The sequence below is a fragment of the Aeribacillus sp. FSL M8-0254 genome (assembly GCF_038008845.1).
Lineage (GTDB): Bacteria > Bacillota > Bacilli > Bacillales > Aeribacillaceae > Aeribacillus > Aeribacillus composti.
In genome coordinates this window covers 371,027-389,061 of sequence record NZ_JBBOZY010000001.1, presented here as the reverse complement: position 1 = coordinate 389,061, position 18,035 = coordinate 371,027, and the positions used below count along the sequence as shown (strand labels likewise).

The following is an 18,035-nucleotide window of genomic DNA, read 5'->3' as shown; positions in this document are numbered from 1 at the left end:
GAAGTAAATGTTCCGAAAATTATTGAAACGAAATTACTTCACTTTATTTACAATTAGGAATCAACACACCTTGAAATACACAGGCTGAAGGCCAAAAAATCTTATAAAAATGTAAGTGTTTACATTTTCAGACTAGAATAAAGGGTCCCTATTTTGTGTTGGATCCTAATGTAAATAACATGTTCTAACAACTTGTTATTTGTAATACAAATTAGTAATACAAATTTCACTGTATATCTTGTGTTTTTTATTTTTTTTGATTATTATAATCATAAAATAGCGTGTTGTAAATTAAAATTTCAAAAAAATTATTATAAATTTGTTATATAAATCAATAAATTTGTTATACAAATTTCATCCATTCCCTATTTTAGAACTACGAAAGGAGAGGGAGTCATGGCCAAAAAAGAAAAAGTTTCGCAAATGATATCTCGTGAATTATTGAAACAAATTGAAATCGGAAAATTTCCACCAGGCTCTAAGCTGCCGACAGAAATGGAGTTGGCTGCTCAATTCGGTGTAAGTAGAGTACCTATTCGCGAGGCTTTAAGTATGCTGCGTGCAGCAGGTGTCATTTCCTCGCGTCAAGGCGGCGGGAGTTATGTAGAAGAATCAACAAATTCATCATTATTACAGCGTATTCGAATTGAGAGCGATGATGTGGACAGCATTAAATATTTATTTGAAATGAGAAAAATTTTGGAGCCGGAAGCAGCATATTTAGCAGCACTCCGACGTACACCTGAACAGCTAGAGCAAATGAAACGAATTTTAAAAACAATGGAAAATGAATCTTTAGAAGAAGGAGACATTTCAACAGAGGCCGATATCGAATTCCATCGTTCGATTATTTTGGCTACACATAATCCAGTTTTAATTCAAACACTTGAAAATCTATCCTCTCTTTATGAAAAAACATTAAAGATTACGTTGCGACCTAACGTGGAGTTAAAACAAAAACGAAAAGCTGTATATCAAGAACATTACAATATTTTACAAGCAATCGAAGCAGAAGAACCGGACCTCGCCAAAATCCAATGTCTCATCCATTTAAAAAATGCTGAGAAAAAATTAAGTCTGCTTTTAAGAGATTATACGATATAGAAAATTGGAAAGTGAGAGATTCATATGAAGGTAGTTACACCGAGTCATATTGAAGAGATTAAATCAATAGTTAAAACCGGTAAAGTACTCACTGATGAGAGCGACCGTTTCAGCTATTCATTCGACGGCTCTTTCGGAACATTTCTGCCGGATGTGGTCATTCAAACAAAGAGCGTGGAAGAATTAGCATCCCTTGTGAAGCTTGCCAATCGCGAGAAAATCCCAGTTTATCCTCGCGGTCAAGCCACATCATTAAGCGGTGGCCCGCTGCCTGTCAAAGGCGGTATGGTATTGGATTTATCGGTATTAGATGATGTACTTGAAATTCATGAAGAAGACTTAATCGCCGTTGTATCCCCGGGAGTATTAACAGCGGATATTCACAAAGCAGCCGAGAAAAAAGGATTAATGTATCCTCCAGATCCAAGCAGTTCACATGTGTCTACTATTGGCGGAAATTTAGCTGAGAACTCTGGAGGTCCAAGAGGATTAAAATACGGAGTAACGAAAGATTATGTGATTGGTTTGGAGGTTATCACTCCTGAGGGTGAAATCATTCATACTGGCGGACGCACTGTAAAAAATGTAACCGGTTATGATTTAACAAAACTCATTGTCGGATCAGAAGGAACCTTAGGCATCATTACAAAAGCAATTTTGCGCCTTCTTCCAAAGCCGCCCGCTTCCGAAACCATTATGGCGGTATTTGACAGCCTTGTTGATGCGGGAAGCGCCATTTCAAAAATTTTATCGTCAGGTATTTTGCCTGCCAAAATGGAGTTAATGGATCAAGCTTCGATTGTGGCGGTCGAAAATTACGAGCCTTTAGGCCTGCCTGTAGATGCAGAAGCGATTATTCTCATTGAGCTCGACGGCCATCCTTTAGCTTTAAAGGATGAGATCAAACAAGCAGCGGAACTATGTTATCTTGTCGGAGCAAGAGCTGTTCGCATTCCAAAAAATGAAGCGGAAAAAGCGGAGATCTGGAAAGCTCGAAAGCTGGTATCTCCTGCTATCGTACGTATAAAACCGACCAAAATTTCAGAAGATGCCACCGTACCACGAAGCAAAATACCTCAAATGTGCGCAAGATTGCAGGAAATTCGAGATAAATATAATATTCACCTCGTCGTATTCGGTCACGCAGGTGATGGCAACCTGCATCCAAACATTATTTGCGACAAAAACGACAAAGAAGAAATGCGCCGCGTAGAACAAGCTGTCGCTGAAATTTTCACAGCAGCAGTTGAACTTGGCGGAACGCTTTCAGGCGAACACGGCATCGGAACTATGAAGGCTCCTTTTATGGAAATGGAATTAGGACCAGTCGGTCTGGATATGATGAAGCGGATTAAAAAAGTTTGGGATCCAAATAACATCATGAATCCAGGAAAAATTTTCCCCGAAAAGGGGCAGAAATTGGAGTTGAGTTAACATGAAAGAATCTCTTGAAGAACTAAGGGAAGAATTTCAATATAATAAAACGAACAGCTGTGTACAGTGCGGTTATTGTCTGCCCGTCTGCCCGACATATGTAACTACGCGAATAGAAACACATTCACCGCGCGGACGTATTAATTTAGTCAAAATGGTTGGCGAAGGAAAAATCACGGATCTATCAGTGCTTGAAGAGCCGTTGGATTTATGCCTTGGATGCCGGGCTTGTGAAACGGCTTGTCCGACTGGAGTGGAATATGGTTCCATCCTTGAATCAGCAAGGGCTGCACTTGTGAAACGCAAGAAATTTAAAGCTCCTGTTCGTCTGCTGAGAAAGACAATGTTTCAGAACGTATTCCCTAGTAAAACAGCCATGAATGTGATCGGCAATACGTTTTGGCTTTATGAGAAAAGCGGATTGCAAAAAGCGATGCGCAAAACTGGTATTATGAAAAAGCTGCCTTATCATTTAGGTGAATTCGAAGCGACAATGTCTCAGGCAGTTTCACCAGCAGAGCGTAAACAAGCTCCTTCCAAAGCGAAAGCAAAAGGTGAAAAAAAATATACAGTTGCATTTTTCACCGGATGTATCATGGATGCTATGTTCCATCGCATCAACCGGTTGTCTGTACAGCTGCTTGCAGAAGCGGGTTGTGATGTCATTGTCATTCCTAATCAGACATGCTGCGGCGCACTGCATGCGCACTCTGGTGAAATAGAGGAAGCCAAGCGTCTCGCAAAACAAAACATCGCCGCATTTGAACAAGAGAACGTTGATTTTATTGTGAATAATGCCGGAGGATGCGGAGCTATGCTGCATGAATATGACCACCTGCTCGCAGATGATCCAGAATGGGCTGATAGAGCGGCTGCGTTCACTGCAAAATCAAGAGATATCAGCCAAGTGCTAGTCGCTTGCGGCGGACTGCCTAATCTTCGGTCAAATCCGGAAGAACGAGTCACATATCAGCCTTCGTGTCATATGACCAATGTTCAAAAAGTGACTGAGGAGCCTTTAAACCTTCTAAAAAGTATTTCAGGAATTAATTTTGTTGAGATGGAGCAAGCAAACATGTGCTGCGGTTCAGCAGGAATCTATAATATTATTAACTATGATGCCTCAATGGACATCCTTGATGAGAAAATGAAGCATACGAAAGCGACCGGAGCATCAGTCGTGATTACGACCAACCCAGGATGTCTCATACAGATGAAGCTTGGTATCGAACGCGAAAAACTGTCTGATTCTGTGCGGGCATTGCATCTAGTCGAATATTTGGCCGAAGCTGCCGGAATTTCATAAATTTTGCTTACACTTATGATGGATACGTGTTTATTGTACATTTGATAGAAGCATTAAAAATGACATTCCGCACCTGAAAGGAAAACTTCCATCTTTTTTTCAGGTGCGTTTTTTAAAAGTTTTCACTTATCATTTAATTCCTTTTTAATCAACTTCTTCCACCTTCATTCTTTTTTCGATAATTTCCATCGATCATCTATTTTACCTGCTCCGACACACGGATGGAAAGGAAAGATTATAGCCAGTCTCAAGTTCAAATAACCCTTTTGATTGTTAGCCGGTGTAATCAAGTCAGCCGGAAAAGAATTCGATCCGCTAATACAATCGGATTTTCTTCACGCTGAAAATCTCCAAAATGTGTCCAGTTAAATTGAATTGGACGATGTTTCAGAGCAACGTTTTTCGTATTGGCATAGAGAATCTGTCTGTAAAAGTAAGAAAATGAAGCTTTATATGACGTTTTATTAATGTTTCTGTTTATTCATATAGGTTTGTAAATTCCGCATATCCGAGAACAGCCAAGTACGATTCATTACGAAGTCATAAATACCTTGATATTGCCATTCTCAGGAAAGTTGGAAAAAAACCCCTAGTTTGGTAACAAACTAAACCGGATATCCGGCAACAAATACTTTAGCCGTTTGTAAATACGACCATACGCCAAATATTTCTCCGTAGTGCATTGGCTCTTCTTTTGGATTATCGCTTAAAATTCCTATAATAAACCTCCCTCTATAAATGTTGATATATCAATGGTTGTATCCATTTCAGGGGTGTCAAAAAAATATTTTTCGACAAAGTTTCTAACATTATTTCTTAAATATGTGTATATCTTACATTAACTGGGTACGCTTCGCGGCCACTACTGGTTAAATTTGGTTGTAGTGGGGGGAGCGTATGGGATGCACCGTGGATCTCTGCATCGCTGATGATGACGAACCCTCCCATGTCTCTTGGCATCCTTGTGCCTACATTCCTTCGTTCGGTCTAGTCATCAGGCAGAGGCCGGCTAAGCTCCTTTAGGGACTCAAGGTCGAATGGATGATATCGTGCCAGCTTCTCCGTGTCATCCTTGTTGTCTAGGGAATCACAAGGCATGCAGGCATCAAGCCGCCGTTTCGAGACCAAAGATGTCCTGCATCATTCGCTTCGCATCGAACGCCTGGTGCTTCGTACACACAGCGTGCAGTACCTTCAGTCATTTCCCGCATAACACCACAATGGATTGCTTCTTGCGCAACGGATTATCGGGCCGTGTCGTGTAATATTCATGTAACTGTCGAAACGCTTCGTTGTGGCGGATCATCGGCATCATCACGCGGAAGAGGAGGGCGCGCAACCGCCTTCTTCCACGCTTCGAGATCCGTTTTTGCCCTTTGTGTTGGCCGGAGGAATGCTCCCGCAGTGTCAGGCCCGCAAGTTTCAATAATTGGCGCGGATCCTGATAGTGGGAAAAACTCCCGATTTCCGATAACAGTTCCACGATAGTCGCATCCCCTAAGCCCGGAACCGTTTTGAGCCATTCGTATTCCACGGATGTTTGCACAAGTTCCGTTAGTTGCTGGGTCAGTGCCTCGATTTCCTCCTCCAATTGGCGGTACCGGCGGACAAGTGTGGCGATTTCGATACGGGCCATCTGTTGTCCTTCCGTTACGCCAATGGAATGTTGGACCAATTCCATCAACTTCTTCGCTTTCGGTTTTTGTGGCGATTGTAATCCCTCGCTTTGGCGGTAAAGGGTGAGAACCTCTTCGATCTCTTTCCCTGCTAAATCCGACGGAAACGGCGTCTGTTCCAGCACAGCGAGCGCCATTTTCCCAAACGACGGAAAGACTTGCGTAAATTCCGGAAAATACCGATCGAGCCAGCGAATCATCTGATTTCGAACCGCCCCCTGCTCTTCCACGAGTTTGGATCGAAACGTCGCCCCTGTGCGCAGTTCGGCCTCCACCCCTTTCAGAATACGCGGATAGCTGAATCGGCCGTCTTTCACTAACCGGGCAATGACGAGCGCGTCTTTCGCATCATGCTTGGTTGGAAGATTGTCGTCTAGCTCTTTGGAGCGCTTCACGTGCATCGGGTTTGTCATGACGAGAGGAATGCCCTTCTCGTCAAGAAAGTAAGCGAGATTGAGCCAATAATGTCCCGTTGGCTCGATGCCAACGATCACTTCCGTTTTTTCAAATTCCTCCATCGCTTTCACGATGCACTGGTACAACCATTCCAACCCTTCTCTGGATTGCGGAACGGGAAACGATTTTTTTAGCACCCTCCCTCGCTCATCCACAAAGCAGGCATAATGCTTCTTTTTCGCGATATCCATGCCAACGACGAGCGTTTGATCGGTGACTTGATTAATCTTCTTGTTTGAGATAGAATTCATGTATAGTCCTCCTTGGTATCCAAATTAGGGGTCAATTCGTGCGATTGACACCCCCGAATCATACCAAGAGGGCTTTTTTTATTCAAGTCCCCGAAAAAACTTCTAACAGGAATGCTCCTAATTGCCAAGTAAGAATAAACATAGACAAAATTAAGGGGAATAAACCTAAATATAGATTTTTAGTTAGTACTATAACGATCAATGCTAAGAAAAAAAGAGCAGTTGATAGAAAATTTGCAAATTTTGCACTCATGACATGACCTCCAATATTATAATGGGGTTATATACCATTCTATTATTGCTGCCAATGTAAGGAAAATTAATATTATACTGGTTAATAGGGCTATTTCAAATAACGTCTGTTTTATTAGCTGTTTTGCACTTAAAGAAGTACGGAAATATTCAATAATAATTGATACGCCTTTTAATCCAATGATTCCACTTATTAATATCGCAGGTATCTCAAATATTCCATGCGGGATTAGCTTTACAAAAATACTTGAAATAGACAATCCAAGCTCCAATTGCTGCTGAATAGAGGAACCGACTATTAACCCATTGGTTATCAAAAATATAACAGTAGGAATACCTAGAGAAAGTAATCCCGAAGCAATAACTAGTGATGCCTTTATATTATTAAAAAGTAAGTCTTCTACATCAGCCTGTATATAGTTTAAGTCTCCTCTTACTGCATCTATTCTAAACAAATACCCCCCTGCCATCCCCCCAAAAAATAAAAGTAAAGAAATGACAAACAATATTTTGTTATTCGATACAAGCTTACGAACAACATCTTTTATACCCCTTCCCTGAAAATTCATTTGCTCATCATTTCTCCAGAATTTTCACCTAAGTAAACTGATGTAATACGCTTTTCTATTGAATCGAGACTTAATTTATTGGTTGAAAATTCCTCGACAATTTTACCTTTATGTAAAATCCCTATTTTATCGCATAGAGAATGTGCCAATTCAAGTAAATGTGTCGTTAGAATGACTGTTTTATCTGCTTTTACAAACTTTTTTATATGTTGTCTTATAATATGTGAATTGATTAAATCGATTCCTGTCAAAGGTTCATCTAATAATAATATATCTGGATCGTTCAATAATGCTGATGCAATAGATACCTTTTGTTTCATTCCGTGGCTATATGTCTTAATCAATTCATCTTTTGCTGATGTTAAATTGAAGAGGTCAATTAAATAAGAAACTTTATCTTTTCGCAACTCTTTCGGAACATCTAAAATAGATGCAAAGAACAAAAGATATTCTTCCCCGCTTAAATATTCATATAAAGAAGCGGAATCAGGAACAAAATCGCTAACGCGACTTTAAGCACGTCCCAAGTGAGTATTAATCACTTGGGACATTCCTCGCTCTGCGCATTGTGCCATTACAAAAAGGACATACTACTTCCACTTCTTCATTATCATTTAAATCATAATGAAATTCTTCAAACACATATTCAGGAACTTCATCTTCTTTTCCACAATCCAAACATTTAAAAATTATTATTTTTATATCTTCATCTAATCCAAATGGATCTTCTTCTAACCACTTTAGAAAATCTTTACTCAGATCATCCTGTTCTTTGTTTTTGGCCAAGATTATACCTCCTGATATTTTTAATACACTCCATGTCCTCCATATAATGATAAAGGAAGCCGTAATCCGCATGCCATATTTCAACTAAATCCATCTCACGATGGCAATGTGGACATATAAAAGGATCTTTATCAAATGATTCAATCATTCGTTGTCTATAGGTTTTCTTTTTCTTTTTTGTTTCGAGTAATAGCGAAAGTTGTCTGGTTCTCATAAATGAATAAAGACTTAAAACCTGATTTGCTTTTTTATATGATCTTCTACTGTACAAACCAAAACGACCAACCATTCGAAAATGCTTGGGTGAGATGTGTTGTAATAGATTAAATAAAAATTTATATACAGGTTGTGTTTCATCAACTCTTTTTCCTGTTTGATGGTCTTCGTACCAAAAGTGAACTGTCTTACCATCGTATTTTACAATGCGATACTCTGCTATAGCTGGTCTCGCTAGGTATCTTCCTATGTATTTCGCTGCTCCTTTGGCATCTCTCATTCTCTGTTCTGCATTCACATAAAACCCTTTTTGATAACGTTGGTATAGATCAATAATGAGGTTTATAACGGACTGATTATTAGGAAACCAAGATTTTAATAAATCTAAAACAACCTTTTGCCAGGACTTTCTCAAATATTCGTATGGAATAAACTCAGTGGGAACCCACTCATTACGGTTATCAATTGCACCTTCAGTTACTAGGGCATGTATATGTGGATTAAATTTTAGATCCCGTCCAAAAGTATGTATCACCGTAATAATGCCAACCTGTAAATCTCGTTTTTTACTTTTACGTTGAAAGTAAAATTGGAAAACTTCAGCCACTTTCTTAGCTAGTTCATTTAACTTTTTACGGTCTTTAAAAAAGACATTTCTCAATTCCTTCGGTATTGTAAACACCATATGGCGATGAGGGACGTTAAAGATCATTTCCTGTTGCTTATCTGACCAATCATCTGTATATTTCTTACCACACTTATGGCAAAAACGACTTTTACAAGTAAAACAAACAAAAACAGGTCTTGGTCCACCTTCACAACCAAGACATTCATAGCGGGCATACCCCAAATCCCGAGTGCCGCATCTTATTGCTTTCTCAACTGTTTCTTTTATGTCTTCACGGTATGACTCCGGAAAAAGATCTGAGTGCATCTTCCAATAACCATCAAAATGATCTTTTAATATACGTTTGATAATTCCGCTGTTAGCCTGACTCATATGACATCTCCATTAATATATATATACGAACATTTTACAGAACAGTTATCCACACGTCTAGAATTTTATAATTTCCTAAACGAGAACAAAACTTATTTTTTTATTGCTTTTATTACCAACAGGATTCATATTATCAATGTATATTTCACCATTATCTGGTTTGGATAAACCTGCAAGGATACGTAGAAAGGTAGTTTTCCCAACACCATTCGTACCAACAATCCCATAGATACAACCCGTATCCACTTGGAAATTAAGGTTATCTAAAACGATATTTTCATCATATCTTTTAGATAAATTTTTCACCTTAATCATTTTTTAAGAAAACCTCCCTGACTGAAATTTGTTTAGTATACGCAGCAACGATGGCATAAGCGCAAAAGAAAAAAGCAACGAGAATTAATATTAGAATACATGCAACCATAGTGTTTAATTTTAATCCGAAAAATTGATCTGCGATCAGTAATCCTCCTATGAAAACCGTGTATAGATAAGTTAGACCATTATTTAAAATGCTTTCTATAAAATTAGCTTTATGGGATTCACCAATTTCATAGGGATGCTCCCAATTTATCCGTGGGTATAACGCTGTTGAGAATATTTGAAATAAACCACTCAGTCCACCATAGGTGAGCATAATAGTGATGGATAAAGCATACAGAAAAATATTTACATTTATAAAAACAGAAGATAATAAGACGACGAAAAAAGTGACTAGAAATGTAAAAATAAAATATATATACCATTTTTCTTTGACAATATCCCACATTGTATATTTGGTATAAACAAGCAAGTGTATATTCTTGGCCTCTGTATCAATCGCTAATATCATTTTTAGTGAGTCGCCAACAATTTGAAATATGGCAAAAGCAAATACTGTTATAATGGATAAAAAAAACAACGGTGATGTTGAATCAATAAAATGTTGTACGACTGGCAAGGCGATTCCGATAAATACTAGCAAGCCTAATATAGTTTTTCCTATATGCCCAATAAACCATGAACTAACACGCTTAATATGAAGTATGTCTTTTACAAAAAAATATTTATTCGTATTTATGAACTTATCTTTATCAGATATAGAGCTTTTACGGGTACGAATTTGGTAATAAGGTATTAAATCTAAATGATTTAATGTTTTGATCCATATCAAAGTGAATACACCAGCTATGAATAGCATGAAAAGAAAAACGATGAAAAGTTTATGAAATTCCAGATTATATATGTCCTTAGGCAGACTAAGTTCCATTAAAAAAGACTGATATTTTATCACAATATCTGCTAATTTAATTCCAAATTTTTGTGAATTGAATAACAGTGAAGTGATTGTGAAGGGTAATAAAAAAAATAAGAGCGCAAGGACTATAAATAGAAAAAAGCGATTTAATAAACGCAGTGATTGTATATAAAAAAAATGGGCAAACAAAAAGCGGAAGTATGAAAAAAACATAGTCATTATTAAAGATTGTATATAAAAAAAATGGGCAAACAAAAAGCGGAAGTATGAAAAAAACATAGTCATTATTAAACTTAATAGACTCAACTTTCGCACACAGAAATATTTAAGCATTGCTTGATATAATTAGGTATAGTGGCCAACCATTTATTCATTTGATTTTTAAAGATGTCCATGTTCAAAGAAACCTCGGCTTCCGCCAAAGTTTGGAAAAGGTCAATAAGTGATTGAAGGGCAGTAATAAAATCTATGTCTTTTACATCTTCGCAAAGGATGTAAAAAAGGTTGCCAATCGTCTTAGGATCCTCCTCTTTTCGCATTTGCCAAGCAATGAGAATATATCGTGTAAAAACAATGGTTGTATGGCTAATTAACATGTCGTAGGAACGTCCCTGGAATTCTTTCTCTAAATTTAAAAGGGATTTATTGCATTTGAAGAAGACTTCAATGTCCCAACGCATGCCGTAAATACGAATGATCTCTTCATTTTCTAATGTTGTATCTGTGCTGAGAATGGCAAGCCATTCGCTCCGTTTATTACGGTTTCGTACAAATAGAATTTTTACTGGAATTCCATTGTCTAAAGTAGCATAAACGGATCCGAGAATGTCTTTTTTACCCATGTGAGGTTTTGCCAATTTGTAAAGTTGATTCAGTGTGAAACGTTCACCATTGTAAACGTATCGCTGCTTTAATTGCTTCACCATGCCAATGACAAATAACCCTTTGTTCGTAATCTTCTCAATTAAAGGCGCTTGTGTAAACCAGGAATCCATGAGAACATAGTCAGCTATAATCCCTTTTTCAAGCGCATGATCAAGTAAAGCTGAAGCCACGTCCGGTTTTGATTTCAGAGCTTCCTGGCGACGCTTATAGCCAGATGTTCGTTTATCAATATTGGTATTGATTTCTTGCAGGCGATTTTCCTTTTTCGGTGAACTTAGAAGAGCAAAATCAACGGGAATAAAAGTAAAACTATCGGTCCAGCCAAGGGTAAGCATTTGAAACCCTTTCAAGTACTGATGGGTAGAGTGATCAAAAACCTTAGCCAACAGTTCAACCGACTTACTACGGTTTCTTGAAAAGACAGAATCATCAATCACAAAAGCTGTGACACGATCTTTTGAAGTTAATGGTTGAAGCAGACGGATCATTTCACTGCTTAATGAAAGTAGAAACTTTCTCCAATGATAGGTTGGTGTATTTAAAAAGCGATAGACTGTATCCTTTCCGGGCAGATCCTGAGATCGTTTACTCATAAAAGCACGAAACCAGTTCTTATATTGGAAGACTAAAAGAAAAATCAGTTTGAAAACAGTAAGACAAGAATACCCGGAAAGTTTCGTAATATTCGCTTTTCTTAAATGATATCCAATATTTAATTCGGAAAATCCTTGTTTAATTTCTTTTGGTAATTGCGCAAAGTAGTCTTTATTCGTTATCATAATGGTGGCACCTTTCTTTTGGATTTGTTTTCGTCACCAATATTTTACCAAAAGAATAGGTGTCTTTCTTTATGTTTTAAAAAATGTCAAATGATAATTTTGTACTTCCCAAAACCATTTACATCAAGCATTTAAACAAGATTTTGGACTGCGAAAGTTGAGTTAATAGACTAAATAGCGGAAAATAGTAAATCAAAAATTTCGGCTCAAAACTTGGGTAATTTATATGTATCCCTAAAACTACAGGCATTAACAAAACGAACCACATTATCACTGTATTTTTCAATGAGTCACCATAAATAGAAGCAATGACTTGCAACACTCTATAACTTTTTAATTGAGACAACATTTTTGTCGTGTCATAATAAAAAACAGAAGATTTTTTATAAAAGAAACTTAATGAGTTGAAGAAAGCAAGAAATATTACAAAGCTCAAAAAGACATTTAACCATGTATTTGCATCTAGATCTTTGATGATATAACCAGTTAAAAATACTGTGAAAAAAAACAAAGCACTCATAATAAAAATCATAATGAGTGTAATCCATCTATATATCTTTCTAAGATCAATTTTATCCAGCTGCCAGTCTGCTAAAAATTTTCGCAGAGCAGATTTTCTGTTATATTTTATTATATTGATCATTTTATCTAAAAAAGAAAAGACAGAATTACTAGTAAACATTATTGAATTGGCACCTCCTGACTAGGTAAACAGAAAAAAGAGAGGGCTTGTAATCTTCCAGCTTTAATTACCAAGAAATGGCAAAGTCTCTTCCTGACTTTTTAATAACGGCTTTAATTGCAGTAATACCTCCAATTGCAATTAATCCGGCGCCGCTAATTCCAGCTACTGCCGCAACAATTGACCAAAGGGTTGAACCTCCAGAAACCAAATCAATAATAAGCCCTGCTGTAGCCTGTTTAATTCCGAGTTTAGTAGCTAATCATGCGAAAGATGAATTTACAGTTCCTATTTCAGTAGTAACTTGAGCTGCCATTAAACCTAATGCAAAAGTTAAAAGACTAGCAAGTAATCCTTTTTTCAGGTCTACACATTGCTTCATTGTTACTACCTCCTAAATTAGCAATTTTATACAAATCCCTCCAATTCCCTATATTACCATATATAGGGTTAATTGTCGATTAAATTCCATATAACACTTGTAAAATAGGAACTGCTAACTATTATCATGCTTTCATCCTGGTACACAATTTTATTAATAGTTACGTGTCCGATTGTTCCATATAAGCCAAATTTTTTTCATATAAGTCCCCATTTCTCAAAGCCTTGTTGTTATAAGACCTTCCATTAACACTGCCAAGAGAAGAAAAAATACATAGAGCACAAACAGTATAGACATATCTTTAAAATCTCTTTTTTGGAAAAAGGGCTTTTTTAATATAATGCACTTAAAAGTCACTACTGCAGGCTTTAGTGCGAATGCCCCAACAAGTATAATTGCTAGGATTTCAAAAACACCATGAAAAAATGTATATTTAAATACAAACCAAAAAGAGAATGGGGGTGTTTAATAAGTCGTTTTTACGGCTTATTGACGCCCCCATTAATGCTTTAGAAACGTTGATATATCGGTGTTTATGATTTTTTGTTTTCAATGGCGATTTGACTTTCAAAGACAGCCCCTACTAGTACTTAATAAATATCCTTGTAAAAGGATATACCAAAAAAACGAAACCAAATGAAAACACACCAATACATGCTGGTAATAAAATCATGAAATTATGAAAAAATATAGACTGCCACGTAAGCTCCTCATCATCGAGGTTTTCTGAAACTATTACTACAGCCTCCTGTTCCATGTCTGTTGCTTCTCTTCATCAGTTAACTGCAAATAAATCATTGGTTCAAAAAAACTTATTAAAACAATTAAAAGTGAAAGTAAAAAAACATCTCGATTTCTTTCCAAAAATGCCATACCAAACGCCTTAAGTCGAAATATATTTTTCACGTTCATTCCAAGTCCTTGATAAAGTTAATTCTTTTTTGGAAGGATGGATGAGTTTCTTTCCACTCTTTCCTTTTGAAGTCAAACTCGTCATTCTCTTTTTCACTGATTCGCTCTAACTTCATTAATGTTTGAATATATAACTCCTTATTCCCCAATTGCCTTACAGCAAATTCATCTGCTTGGTGTTCAAACATTTTACTAATTTTATTCGGAAGCCATTCTGTGAGCCCTATTAAAGCGATTATACCAACTGGAAAAATAAGGATATACTGTCCCCATCCAAATCCTAGCATAATTTTTCTAGTAAAGAACATCAGCAAACTAATAAGCGTCGCTACTCCAAAAGTAATAAACAGTATCCAACGACCATGCTTTCGTTTGATATGTCCAATTTCGTGAAATAACACTGCCTTTACCTCATCTAAAGTAAATTTTTTTATCAAACCTTCTGTCATGTAAATGTTAATGCTTTTTTTAGATGCAAAAGGAGTACTATACACCCAAGCATTCGTCTCATTCTCGGACTCTTTCTTCGTAAATAGGTTAACGTTTATACTACATGCAGCTTCTATCGTTTTTTTCAAAGAGTAAAATTGCTCGGTGAATCCCACATTTTCATAGTTCCCCATGAAACGATGTATTACAGTATAAACTAGCATTATAATAAGGGTTAACGATAAATACCAAGCAGCAAATAAATACCATTTGTCCACAATTTTTACATATAGGGATAGTGGAAAAAGGAAAAATGAGAAAAAGTAAGCAAGACTTCCTATAGTGAGTACAAAAATTATAACTTTTTCCCTTTTTGAAAATTCAAGGAAATCTGATTCCTCCATTTCAGACTCTCCTTCAATATCCTCATCACTTTTTATCGTCCATTGGTATATAGCAGTTGTCAATGAAACTGATAAAAACGTCGGGAGAAAGATACATAACAAAATGCTCCAAATGTATGATTTTGTTAAAAGTAGTGCGTAACCCATCGAAAAATGATAGTTTAATATCAATGGAAGGATTCCAGCTAAGATAAACGGAACAAACAATGTAAAAAGATTGCGCCATGGAAGAACCTTGTTAATAAACAATGCCAAAAGAAAAGGCAATAAAAATGAACAACCATATATCAAAAAAGTAAGAGTTTTACTAAACTCCGTCTTCAATTGGATGGAGAATGATCCATCATTTTTTGCAGCACGTATTGTATATTCATTAAAAAAAAATTTCCTCTTACTAGACTGAATCGTCACTTCCTTACTAAAAGACGGTTCAACCCCTCTTCTCGTCATAACAGTCAGCTCTTCTCCAGCAGGTAAGATAATGTTTTCTGTATTGACTTTGATAAATTGATAATCAATAGGTCCAATATGAAAAGCGAGCGGACGATTGGTAGAGTCTTCTTCAGTATTTTCAATATCTAAAAGATAGTCCCCTTGGTATATGGAATAGCCAGTTAAAAGCTTCTGGACTCCTACATTTTTTTTTGAATCGAGAAGAATAAATGGCGATAAAACAGCTGAACGGATACTTAACTCAACCATAATAACCGAAACTGTAAAAAACGCCGTGACCAATAAAAATATGAGCATTCTTTTTTTCATAATAACTACTCTCCTTAATTTATAGGAAACTTGTCATAATCGATGGAATTGTTTTTAATGACAAGTTTGCTACAAAGATAATACTTACAATAAGTAAAGGAGCAACCCGTCTTTCAGATTTCAATAATGCTTTAACACCAAAATACAATAAAACAAACTGCCATATTAAAAAAGGCTCAACTTGATTAAGAAGAGCAACAGCCACATCATGATCTAGATTTGGAACCAGAACCCGCAGTCCTACCGGTTCAAATACTTCTCCTGCAATTAAAACAAGTGTAGCAAAAGATATTGTTTACAGAAAATGATGAAGAGACGACAATTTTTTTACATGTCCCTTTATTTATCAAATACCATATATAGGGTTAATTGTAAATTTTATTACATGTAAAACAGGAAATATGAACTATTGGAAAGAAAGATGAAATAATAGGCCGGAAGAAGCAGAAAATCTGATATAAGAAGAATTAGACTATCTTGTAAATGAAGTTGGCCATTACTAAAGCTCAAGTTTGACACCATTTCACTACATGTGGATAACTAAAGGTAATTATACCAATAGTTATCCACTTTTTTTATCGAAAATATAATCATTATGTAGTGTTATGTGGATAACTTTTGTATATCCAATAATATGTAATATATGTTATACTATTAGTGCTATGTATATTCGAATTAATAAGCAAAAAAATAAAAATGGTTCAGTTCGTCAATATCTACAAATATGTCGTACATTTCGTGTAGACAATAAAGTTCGGCAACAAACGCTTTGTAATCTAGGGAGGTTAGAACATTTATTAGAGAATGGCTCTGTCGATAACATAATCGAGGGATTAGCCAAATTTTCAGAGCGTTACTTTGACCGAATTCATGGGCAAGGGTCTTCCTCTTCTGTCTCCGTGCTTTGGACAAAAGAGTTTGGGCCGGTTTATCTGTTCCGAAAGGTATGGGAAAAGTTAGGGCTTGGTCGGCTATTACGTAAAATCATGGATGATTCCGAGACTGCTTCTCGGTATGACGAAGCCATTTTTGCCATGGTGTTAAACCGTCTCATGGATCCCAATAGTAAGCATGATATCTTCAAACAATGGATCGACACGATTTATGCAGAAGGTCTTTCAGACATTCAACTCCATCACTACTATCGTGCATTAGACTTCTTAAGTGAACAAAAAGAAAAAATTGAGGAACAACTTTATGGACATTTAACCGATTTAACCTCATTAGAAGTAGATATCGTGTTTTACGACACGACAAGCACCTATTTCGAAGGAGAGGAAGCAGACGAACTGCTGGCTCACTATGGTTACTCCAAAGATCATCGTGGAGATCGAAAACAAGTCGTGATTGGCTTATTAATGACCAAAACAGGGATTCCGATTGGGCATCAAGTCTTCCCTGGAAACATGCATGATACGAAGACATTTGGCATGGTGGTTGGAGATCTGAAGAAGCGCTATCCTATTCAGAAAGTCATTCTAGTGGGAGACCGCGGAATGGTTAGTGAAGCCAACTTAGATCAAATTCGTGAACTGGGCATGGAATATATTGTGGGTGTCAAATTACGAAAGTCGAAGAAAGCCCAAGAGCTATTATCCATCCGTGGGCCATATAAGAAGGTTCTCCCGAATCTAAAAGTGAAGTCAAAGAAAATCGATGGCGAAACGTATGTACTCTGTTACAATCCGGACGCTGAAGAACGTGATCGAGCGAGTCGTCAAGTCGTGTTAGAAAACCTTCAATCGAAGCTTGATGAACTCGGTCCATCTGGACTCGTCAAAAACCGTGCGTATTCCAAGTTTTTAACGATAGAAAAAGCATCGGCCAAAATTGATGAAGAGAAGGTATCCAATGACGAAAAGTTTGACGGAAAGTACGCCATTCGGACCAACTCGTCATTAACGGATGAAGAGGCAGCACTTGCCTATAAAGAGTTGTGGAGAGTGGAACAAGCCTTTCGTAACCTGAAGTCGAATCTAGAACTTCGCCCGATGTACCATCGAGTGGAATCTCGTATTCGAGGCCATATCATGGTTTGTTTCCTTGCGCTTGTCATGGAATCCTTTTTGGCCTATAAGCTAAAAGAAATAGGATGCCAAACAAGTGTAAAGGATATTTTGCATGATGTAAGCCAGGTGAAGGCCTCGAAAATACGCGTGAATGGTGAAGAGCAAATCGTTCGTACAGAATTACAAGGTCAAGCAAATCTAGCATTTGAAGCACTTGTCACACAAGCGCCTCCTAGAGTATTAGAAAAAAACACGTGCCACTAACAAGTGTAGTGGTACGTGTTGTGGGTAAAGTCCAAAACACCAGTATTTTCGGGCTTTTCTTTAGTGTACTCTGTCAAACTTGAGTATAAATAATTAGCCCTACGCAACCTAATATAGTCAGGAGCGGAATTGAATAAATCTGCATTTAATTTTTCCTCCTACCAGTATAACTTTTTACCTTCTAAGTGAATATTCTGCAATATTTTGTAGTTTCTAACCTCTCTATCTATAATGTATCTT

At 37.0% G+C, this 18,035-nt stretch carries 13 protein-coding genes and 4 pseudogenes; 4 read left to right on the top strand and 13 right to left on the bottom strand.

What is annotated here, in order from left to right:
• Positions 1-396: 396 nt before the first annotated feature.
• From NSQ44_RS01980 to NSQ44_RS01970, 3 genes are read left to right on the top strand one after another with little or no spacing between them, the layout of a single operon-like run.
• Positions 397-1,104 (top strand): FadR/GntR family transcriptional regulator, encoded by a 708-nt coding sequence (locus tag NSQ44_RS01980; protein ID WP_063387623.1) that lies wholly within the window; start codon positions 397-399, stop codon positions 1,102-1,104.
• Positions 1,105-1,128: 24 nt separating this feature from the next.
• On the top strand, positions 1,129-2,538 hold the full coding sequence (locus tag NSQ44_RS01975) for an FAD-binding oxidoreductase (protein WP_339229733.1): 1,410 nt from the start codon (positions 1,129-1,131) through the stop codon (positions 2,536-2,538).
• A gap of 1 nt (position 2,539) precedes the next feature.
• Positions 2,540-3,844, top strand: coding sequence for a (Fe-S)-binding protein (locus tag NSQ44_RS01970; protein ID WP_066248135.1), 1,305 nt, complete (start codon positions 2,540-2,542; stop codon positions 3,842-3,844).
• A 614-nt stretch (positions 3,845-4,458) separates the two neighbouring features.
• On the opposite strand, the pseudogene NSQ44_RS18920 reads toward NSQ44_RS01970, so the two are convergent.
• The 13 genes and pseudogenes from NSQ44_RS18920 to NSQ44_RS01915 all read right to left on the bottom strand — a co-directional run.
• Positions 4,459-4,563 (bottom strand): annotated as a pseudogene (locus NSQ44_RS18920) (DUF3231 family protein); the annotation flags it as partial.
• Between the two features lie 386 nt (positions 4,564-4,949).
• Positions 4,950-6,227, bottom strand: a pseudogene (locus tag NSQ44_RS01965) (IS110 family transposase).
• 269 nt (positions 6,228-6,496) lie between these two features.
• A complete protein-coding gene (locus NSQ44_RS01960; protein ID WP_340854641.1) occupies positions 6,497-7,048 on the bottom strand; it encodes a stage II sporulation protein M in 552 nt (183 codons plus the stop codon).
• Positions 7,045-7,491, bottom strand: coding sequence for an ABC transporter ATP-binding protein (locus tag NSQ44_RS01955; RefSeq protein ID WP_340854640.1), 447 nt, complete (start codon positions 7,489-7,491; stop codon positions 7,045-7,047). The genes NSQ44_RS01960 and NSQ44_RS01955 overlap by 4 nt, the downstream gene beginning before the upstream one ends.
• 91 nt (positions 7,492-7,582) lie before the next feature.
• Positions 7,583-7,834 (bottom strand): hypothetical protein, encoded by a 252-nt coding sequence (locus NSQ44_RS01950; RefSeq protein WP_082059605.1) that lies wholly within the window; start codon positions 7,832-7,834, stop codon positions 7,583-7,585.
• Positions 7,809-9,050, bottom strand: a complete 1,242-nt coding sequence (locus NSQ44_RS01945; protein WP_082059606.1) for an IS91 family transposase — start codon at positions 9,048-9,050, stop codon at positions 7,809-7,811. Before NSQ44_RS01945 ends, NSQ44_RS01950 begins: the two co-directional genes overlap by 26 nt.
• A 75-nt stretch (positions 9,051-9,125) precedes the next feature.
• Positions 9,126-9,365 (bottom strand): ATP-binding cassette domain-containing protein, encoded by a 240-nt coding sequence (locus NSQ44_RS01940; protein WP_340854637.1) that lies wholly within the window; start codon positions 9,363-9,365, stop codon positions 9,126-9,128.
• A complete protein-coding gene (locus NSQ44_RS01935; protein ID WP_340854635.1) occupies positions 9,358-10,203 on the bottom strand; it encodes a hypothetical protein in 846 nt (281 codons plus the stop codon). Before NSQ44_RS01935 ends, NSQ44_RS01940 begins: the two co-directional genes overlap by 8 nt.
• A gap of 386 nt (positions 10,204-10,589) precedes the next feature.
• Positions 10,590-11,951 (bottom strand): IS4 family transposase, encoded by a 1,362-nt coding sequence (locus tag NSQ44_RS01930; protein ID WP_328101957.1) that lies wholly within the window; start codon positions 11,949-11,951, stop codon positions 10,590-10,592.
• 118 nt (positions 11,952-12,069) lie between these two features.
• The gene (locus tag NSQ44_RS01925) at positions 12,070-12,633 is read right to left on the bottom strand and encodes a hypothetical protein (protein WP_340854634.1); all 564 of its coding nucleotides are present in this window, start codon (positions 12,631-12,633) and stop codon (positions 12,070-12,072) included.
• 67 nt (positions 12,634-12,700) lie between these two features.
• A pseudogene (locus NSQ44_RS01920) lies at positions 12,701-12,883 on the bottom strand (uberolysin/carnocyclin family circular bacteriocin); the annotation flags it as partial.
• Between the two features lie 348 nt (positions 12,884-13,231).
• Positions 13,232-13,453, bottom strand: a pseudogene (locus NSQ44_RS18915) (stage II sporulation protein M); the annotation flags it as partial.
• Positions 13,454-13,923: 470 nt separating this feature from the next.
• On the bottom strand, positions 13,924-15,522 hold the full coding sequence (locus NSQ44_RS01915; protein WP_340854632.1) for a M48 family metallopeptidase: 1,599 nt from the start codon (positions 15,520-15,522) through the stop codon (positions 13,924-13,926).
• Positions 15,523-16,184: 662 nt separating this feature from the next.
• Here NSQ44_RS01915 and NSQ44_RS01910 point away from each other — a divergent pair.
• On the top strand, positions 16,185-17,795 hold the full coding sequence (locus NSQ44_RS01910) for an IS1634 family transposase (protein WP_340854631.1): 1,611 nt from the start codon (positions 16,185-16,187) through the stop codon (positions 17,793-17,795).
• The last annotated feature ends 240 nt before the right edge of the window (positions 17,796-18,035 follow it).